The sequence below is a fragment of the Caulobacter sp. HMWF025 genome (genome assembly GCF_003060965.1).
In the GTDB taxonomy this organism is placed as follows: Bacteria; Pseudomonadota; Alphaproteobacteria; order Caulobacterales; family Caulobacteraceae; genus Caulobacter.
This window is the reverse complement of record NZ_QAII01000075.1, coordinates 1-6,655: the sequence shown is the minus strand read 5'-3', so window position 1 is coordinate 6,655 and position 6,655 is coordinate 1. Positions and strand designations below refer to the sequence as shown.

6 protein-coding genes are annotated in these 6,655 nt (G+C 62.1%); 5 read left to right on the top strand and 1 reads right to left on the bottom strand.

From position 1 onward, the window contains the following. Positions 1 to 241 precede the first annotated feature (241 nt). Genes DBR10_RS09125 through DBR10_RS09115 form a run of 3 tightly spaced genes read left to right on the top strand, consistent with a single transcriptional unit; the run spans position 242 to position 3,722 of the window. On the top strand, positions 242 to 1,354 hold the full coding sequence (locus DBR10_RS09125; protein WP_199223471.1) for an ABC-three component system protein: 1,113 nt from the start codon (positions 242 to 244) through the stop codon (positions 1,352 to 1,354). Beyond that, entirely contained in the window at positions 1,351 to 1,866 is a 516-nt protein-coding gene (locus tag DBR10_RS09120) for an ABC-three component system middle component 2 (RefSeq protein ID WP_335582552.1), read from the top strand. The genes DBR10_RS09125 and DBR10_RS09120 overlap by 4 nt, the downstream gene beginning before the upstream one ends. After that, positions 1,866 to 3,722, top strand: coding sequence for a hypothetical protein (locus tag DBR10_RS09115; RefSeq protein WP_108556280.1), 1,857 nt, complete (start codon positions 1,866 to 1,868; stop codon positions 3,720 to 3,722). Before DBR10_RS09120 ends, DBR10_RS09115 begins: the two co-directional genes overlap by 1 nt. Here the strand turns inward: DBR10_RS09115 and DBR10_RS09110 are convergent. Beyond that, entirely contained in the window at positions 3,719 to 4,348 is a 630-nt protein-coding gene (locus DBR10_RS09110; RefSeq protein WP_108504027.1) for a TetR/AcrR family transcriptional regulator, read from the bottom strand. The two genes, DBR10_RS09115 and DBR10_RS09110, sit on opposite strands and share 4 nt — an antisense overlap. Before the next feature lie 288 nt (positions 4,349 to 4,636). Between DBR10_RS09110 and DBR10_RS09105 the strand changes: the two genes are divergently transcribed. Both DBR10_RS09105 and DBR10_RS09100 read left to right on the top strand, forming a co-directional pair. Next, entirely contained in the window at positions 4,637 to 5,461 is an 825-nt protein-coding gene (locus DBR10_RS09105) for a UDP-2,3-diacylglucosamine diphosphatase (RefSeq protein ID WP_108504028.1), read from the top strand. Next, positions 5,461 to 6,552, top strand: coding sequence for a glycosyltransferase family 4 protein (locus DBR10_RS09100; protein ID WP_108504029.1), 1,092 nt, complete (start codon positions 5,461 to 5,463; stop codon positions 6,550 to 6,552). The genes DBR10_RS09105 and DBR10_RS09100 overlap by 1 nt, the downstream gene beginning before the upstream one ends. Positions 6,553 to 6,655: the final 103 nt, after the last annotated feature.

Genomic DNA, 6,655 nt, shown 5'->3' with positions numbered 1-6,655 from the left:
ACGCTGCGGCGGGGGTTAGGGCGTTGATTTTGTTGAGGTGGCGGGGTGGTTATGCCCTTGGGGGTATGGGGATTGGGCGCAAGCCTGACCGATGTTCGCTGGCGGAAAATGGCCATCGGCCTCTAAGGCTATTGCTACAAGCTAAAGCTTGGTTATCAGCTTCGCTCGCGCCTAAGTTAGATCGCGGTGTCTAGGGATCGACGTATGCGTTCGGCCAATGGGCGATTGGAGGCGGATGGTCATGAATGAAATTGAAGGCCTGACAACGCTGGCAGTTCCTACGCCATGGCCAGGAGCAAACGCACGTCTATTGGGGTTGGGGATGGGGCTTCCGGTAAAGCCGCTTGATCGTCTAGCCCAGTTCAGTGCCAACGATTTTGAGCGCTTCACACTTGAGTGGGCGAGCGGCTACCTGACCGACAAGCTGCCTGGCGTCTACGAAGTCCAGCAGAGAGGTGGGGCTGGAGACAAAGGCCGCGACATAGTCGTCTGGCTAGACTCCCCCGACAAGATACCTCGGCGATGGCACCTATACCAGTGCAAGCACTATGACGCCCGGCTGGGCGCTGGTGTCGCTGCGGCTGAGATAGCGAAGGTTCTATACTACACGCTGCACGGAGCGTTCACCCGACCGGAAGAATACTGGTTCGTCACCCACAAGGGTGTAACGGGGCCCTTCCAGGACATGCTCGACGACCCCAAAAAACTAAGGATCTTTATACTCGATAATTGGGATAAGCACTGCGCTACAGAAATCACTTCCAAGAATAAGGTCGATCTGAGCCCCGAACTTAAATCTCATATAGAAGCCTTCCCCTTTTATATCTTTCGCGCAAAGCAGCCTCAAGCGCTTCTGGACGAGCATGCACAGACGCCGCGCTATCATCTTCCCGTTTTCGGCTTACCGCTGATCGAACGCCCCAAGCCGCCTGTGCCGCCGTCGTCGGTGGCAGCGACGGAAACTGTCTACATTGGGCAGCTCCTCGCCGCTATCAGCGCACACTTGGGGGCTCCGATTACTAATGCTGACGATGTAACGGACACCCCTTTGCGGCGCCTCTTCGACAGATCACGTATAACTTTCTACTGCGCCGAAGGTTTAAAAGAATTGGCGCGCGACCAAATGGCTGATGCAGCATTCTTCGATACTCTTTTGGATGAGTTTGGTGATGGGCTCTATCACGTCTACAGCGACGACCCTCCGGGCCTACAAAGGCTAAAGGCCACAGTAAAGGCCGCGCAAGAGATTCAACTTGGGGGTCACATTCTAGCGGACCACGTTAAGGCGAACGACCGCGAAGGCATGTGTCATCACCTTGCCAACGAAGCTCGACTGACTTGGTGCGTAACATGACGATGATCTCCACGCCTTCGCGAACGCCCCGTCCCTTCAATTCTCCGATTGAGTGCGGATTGCGGATGCTGTTCGTCCTCGAAGCTGCGGCTGGCGCAACCACCGACCTGCAGCGCCTCGTGTCCTACGACTATCTTCTCGTTCATTCTGCAGATGTTGCTTCGGGACCGCCGAGCCTACATCCAGCCGTTCCTTTCCGCGGTACCGAGCTGCTCGTCAAACGTCGACTGATCGAAGCGGGACTAGACCAAATGTTCTCGCGCGAGCTGCTTGATAAGGCCTTCGCCTCATCGGGAATCGTCTATCGGCGAACGTCGAACACAACCGCCTTTACAGGGCTGCTGACGTCAAAATACGCAGCAGCCCTGCGAGAGCGAGCGCACTGGTTGATGGGGAGGTTTGGCGGGATGGCTGACATCGAACTGACCGCCTTCATGGCCTCCAATATTGGCCGCTGGGGAGCCGACTTTGAGCGCTTCTCGACTATCGACGATTTGGAGCTTTTGGCCTGATGCAACTGCGCGAGATCCTCGTACGCGGACCAAACGTCCCTGATGCCGCCATCCGCTTTGATGCCGGGGCCAATATCGTGGCTGGGGCCTCTGACGCCGGAAAAAGCTACGTTCTGCATTGCCTGGACTACATCTTGGGCGGGACCGAGATGCGCAAACGCATTCGCGAGTCCGAGCCCTATTCTGAAGTCTTTGCCCAGTTCGTCGGGCCTGACGGCAGGACCATCAGTCTTCGTCGTCAGCTATCAGGCGGCGAACTTGAAGCGTTCGACGTTCCAATCGATGCCATAGACGGGCCCGGCGAGCCTGTAGTCGCTGGGCGCAAGGGGCTTAGCAAGGCGACCGATGTGACTGCCGTGCTCTTTGCCCTTGCCGGCATTCAAGAGGCAATGCTTCGCAAAAATGCTCGTGGCGAGACCCAGCGGTTGACGATCCGTACGCTCCGCCCGGTTTTTCTGATCGATGAGATCGCCGTCATCGACGAGCGATCTCCCGTCACCGGTCCATCGGGGTTTGATGACACGGCGCAGCGACGCGCATTTTCGTTCATGCTTTCCGGCAAGGATGACAAGGGCGTAGTCGCCACCGAGAAGCGCGACATCGTGGCGGCGCGCCTTCGGGCCCAACTGGGCCTGATCACCAACCTGCTAGAGCCTCTCGAAGAACGCCTGAAGCAGTACCCCTCCGACGACGATGACGGGGCTATCGATCGCGTCGAGGCAGCCATAGCGGACCTATCATCCACCCTGGCATTCGCCAATGAGGAGCATTCCGCCTTACAAATTGCTAGGCAGGAAACCTCGGATCAGCTCCACCGCGCCCGCTCGCAGCTCGTCGCGATTGACGAACTCCTTTCTCGGTACGCATTGCTCGATGAGCGCTACGCATCCGACCTCGAACGCCTGGATTTCATTGCGGAAGGCGTTCACTATTTCGGCGGCTTGCAGGAAGTTCACTGCCCTCTTTGCGACCAACTGATGGGCGCTGGCCACGAACATCTTGAGCTCGACGACGATGTCCAGGCCTCGGCCCGGGCCGAGGCCGCGAAAATCTTGGGCTATCGTGCCGATTTGGCCGCAGCCACTTTCAGTGTCCAAGACATCCGTAAGCTGCGCGAAGCTGAGAGAGATACCGCCGCCGAGGCCCTGAACGCCGCGACGCGTCGCATGCGTGACCTTGCGCCCGCAGTGACCGAGACAACCGGCCGGCTTGAGCGGTTGATCGCTCGTCGCGTGACGCTTGAGGCCGTTCGTGGGGATCGTAGTCAGGCCGACAGCTTACGCGCCATGCAGGCCGAAATTGAGCAGTCTGCCAAGGACGCTCGCACGCCGGCGACGGATTGGGAGCAACTGCCAGCCCAGGCCCTTCGCGACCTGTGCAAGGAGGTCGAGGCAGTTCTTAGGATTTGGAAGTGGACGGGCGAAGGGCGTGTCGAGTTCGATCAGAAGCCGTTTGACATCGTCGTCGATGGGCAGGCCCGCCAAGCCCATGGCAAAGGTGTTCGAGGCGTCCTTTACGCTGCCTTCGCCATCGGCCTCCTCCGCTATTGCATCGACAATAGGCGACCTCACCCCGGTCTGGTTGTCATCGACTCTCCCCTCACAGCCTACAAGAAAAGTCAGGGCGGAGACGGCGGACAAGGCCCTGTTGACGCAGGTATTGAGGCTGCGTTCTGGGCATCTCTTCCGAGTATCGGAAATGGCGGTCAGGTGATTATCATCGAGAACAAGGAACCTCCGCCCGAGGTCGCACTTGCACTCCACTACGAGAAGTTCGCGGGCATTCTTGCGGCCCCAAATGAGCGAAATGGGTTCTTCCCTCCGCTTCCGCCTACGAACGATCAGAGCCCCCCCTAATCCGGCCAAAGATCCTGCACATCACCCTTGCGGTTCAGCATGTGCGTGGCCCGCTTGATCACGGCCAGCAGGCGTTCGCGGCGGCCGTCCCTGTCATAGGTCAGGGTGGAGCGGGCCAGGCCTTCCAGCATGAAGCGGGCGAGGTCGCGGCTGGCCTGGAAGCGGGGGCCGGCGCCGGCGTGGAGGATCTTCAGGAAGTGGTCGCCGGCCTGGGCGCGGTCGAACTCGGCCTGGGCCGGGGCCAGCAGGGCCTGGATGGCGGGGTCGGTGCGGCCGGCGGCCTCCAGCTCGGCAAAGGCCAGGAAGGGGACGCTCTGCAGCAGCTCGAAATAGCTGTCGATGGCGTGCTCGGTGACGTCGGCCCCGGGCGGCAGGGTGTCGGCGGCGGCGCGGAACAGGGCCGAGCGCTCGGCCTGGATATGGGCCACGGCGGCCTCGACCAGGGCCTCGCGGGTGGGGAAGTGATAGAGCATGGCCCCGCGGGTCAGGCCGGCGGCGTCGGCGATCACCGGATTGGCGGCGGCGTGATAGCCGATCTGGGCGATCAGGCGCATGGCGCAGTCGAGAATCCGCGCCCGCGTCTTCAGGGATTTCGGCGTGTCTTTGGCGAGGCGGGCGGCGTCCATGCTCCTGATCTAGTGCGGGCCATGTTGCACCGCAACGGCAGAGGCCGGTGCGGACCCTGCGGAAAGCGGTCCGCCGGGCCGCTTGGCAAGCCCCCCTGCCCGATCGCCGGGCACCCTGCGCGCTTTTGCGGCTGACCCAAGGGGAAGCCTGGGCGGGCCCGGAAGGCGGGGGTCCGAGAGCGGGGTTTCATCAAAGCGACACGCAATCAGCCTATTGGCCGGACCATTCGCTTCAGGTCGCGACCAATCCGGGGGCGGATCGATCGGGCGAACAACCGGGGACCCCGCATGAGCGCCGAAACCGCCGTTCGCCAGTATCGCAGCGTCTTTATCAGCGATCTGCACCTGGGCACGCGAGGCTGCCAGGCCGAGCTGCTGCTGGACTTCATCCGCCATATCGAGTGCGAAAAGCTCTATCTGGTCGGCGACATCATCGACGGCTGGAAGCTGCGCAGCGGCTGGTTCTGGCCCCAGGCCCACAATGACGTGGTGCAGAAGATCCTGCGTCTGGCCCGCAAGGGCACCGAGGTGATCTATGTTCCCGGCAACCATGACGACCGCATCCGCGACTTCTGCGGCACCCATTTCGGCGGCGTGGTCGTGGCCCGCGACGTGATCCACGAAGCCGCCGACGGCAAGCGCTATCTGGTGGTGCACGGCGACGAGTTCGACGGGGTGGTGCAGCACGCCAAGTGGCTCGCCTTCCTCGGGGATTGGTCCTATAGAACCATCCTCATGCTGAACACCTTGCTTAACCGGGCCCGCCGGCGCATGGGGTTCGGATACTGGAGTCTCTCGGCCTATCTGAAGGTCAAGGTGAAGAACGCGTTGCAATTCATCGAGAACTTCGAGGCCGCCGTGGCCGAGGAAGCCCGACGTCGCGGCGTCGACGGCGTGATCTGTGGCCACATCCACAAGGCCGAGATGCGCGAGATCGACGGAATCACCTATGTCAACGACGGCGACTGGGTCGAGAGCTGCACCGCGCTCGTCGAACATGCCGACGGTCAACTTGAAATCCTCGAATGGGCCAAGCTGCGCTCGTGGTCGGTGATCGACCGCAAGCACGCCGCGCGCCTTGACGAGGCCCTGCCGGAGCCTGCCGCCGCCTGATGCGGATTCTTCTCGCCACCGACGCCTGGGAACCTCAAGTCAATGGCGTGGTTCGCACCCTGACCCGGGTGATCGACGAACTGCGCGCCATGGGCCACGAGGTCGATGTCGTCAGCCCCGACCAGTTCCCGACCTTCCCGCTGCCGACCTATCCCGAGATCAAGCTCGCGATCGGGGCCTATGAGCCGGTGCAGGACCGCTTCAAGTCGTTCGAGCCCGAGGCGATCCACATCGCCACCGAGGGTCCGATCGGCCTGGCCGCGCGCCGCATCTGCCTGGAGTGGAAGCTGCCGTTCACGACCAGCTATCACACCAAGTTCCCGGAATATGTCTCGGCCCGACTGCCTTTGCCGCTGGCGGCCGGCTACACCTACATGCGCTGGTTCCACAAGCCGTCGGGCCGGCTGATGGTGGCCACGCCGACCATGCGCGACGAGCTGACCAAGCACGGCTTCCGCAATCTCTCGCCCTGGTCGCGCGGCGTCGACACCGACATCTTCAAGCCCCGCGCCGAGGGCGAGCCCGACCTGTTCGAGGGTCTGGCCCGGCCGATCTTCCTCAATGTCGGCCGCGTGGCGGTCGAGAAGAACATCGAGGCCTTCGCCTGCCTCGACCTGCCGGGCACCAAGGTGGTGATCGGCGATGGTCCGCAGCGCGAGGAACTGGCCGAGAAATATCCCGAGGTGCAGTTCCTCGGGGCCAAGTTCGGTGACGAGCTGGGCCGCTATTTCGGCTGTGCCGACGTGTTCTGCTTCCCGTCCCTGACCGACACCTTCGGCCTGGTGATCCTCGAGGCCATGGCCGCCGGCGTGCCGGTGGCGGCCTTCTCGGCCCCCGGCCCGATCGACATCATCCCGGGCTCCAATGCCGGGGCCCTGGCCCCCGGCCAGACCGACGGGCTCAAGGAAGCCTGCCTGGCCTGTCTGGATCTGGACAGGACCGTGGTCCGCAAGTTCGCCGAGGGCTTCTCGTGGCGGGCCTGCGCCGAGGAATTCTACCGCAACCTGCAGCCCTATCCCGAGCCGGAAAAGACGCGGTTCTGGCGGCGGCTGCGGCGTCTGGCCCGGCTGCGCAAGAAGACGGCGGCCTAGGTCTACTTTCCAATCTGGAAACTCGACACTTGACGATGTGGAAAGTCGCCTGCTAACTTTCCATCATGGAAAGTGAGAAACCCGACATGACCCACCCAGAGAC

Excerpts from the sequence above, each read along its gene's own strand:
- DBR10_RS09125 (WP_199223471.1), top strand. The coding sequence starts at position 242 with ATGAATGAAATTGAAGGCCTGACAACGCTGGCAGTTCCTACGCCATGG.
- DBR10_RS09120 (WP_335582552.1), top strand. The coding sequence starts at position 1,351 with ATGACGATGATCTCCACGCCTTCGCGAACGCCCCGTCCCTTCAATTCT.
- DBR10_RS09115 (WP_108556280.1), top strand. The coding sequence starts at position 1,866 with ATGCAACTGCGCGAGATCCTCGTACGCGGACCAAACGTCCCTGATGCC.
- DBR10_RS09110 (WP_108504027.1), bottom strand. The coding sequence starts at position 4,348 with ATGGACGCCGCCCGCCTCGCCAAAGACACGCCGAAATCCCTGAAGACG.
- DBR10_RS09105 (WP_108504028.1), top strand. The coding sequence starts at position 4,637 with ATGAGCGCCGAAACCGCCGTTCGCCAGTATCGCAGCGTCTTTATCAGC.
- DBR10_RS09100 (WP_108504029.1), top strand. The coding sequence starts at position 5,461 with ATGCGGATTCTTCTCGCCACCGACGCCTGGGAACCTCAAGTCAATGGC.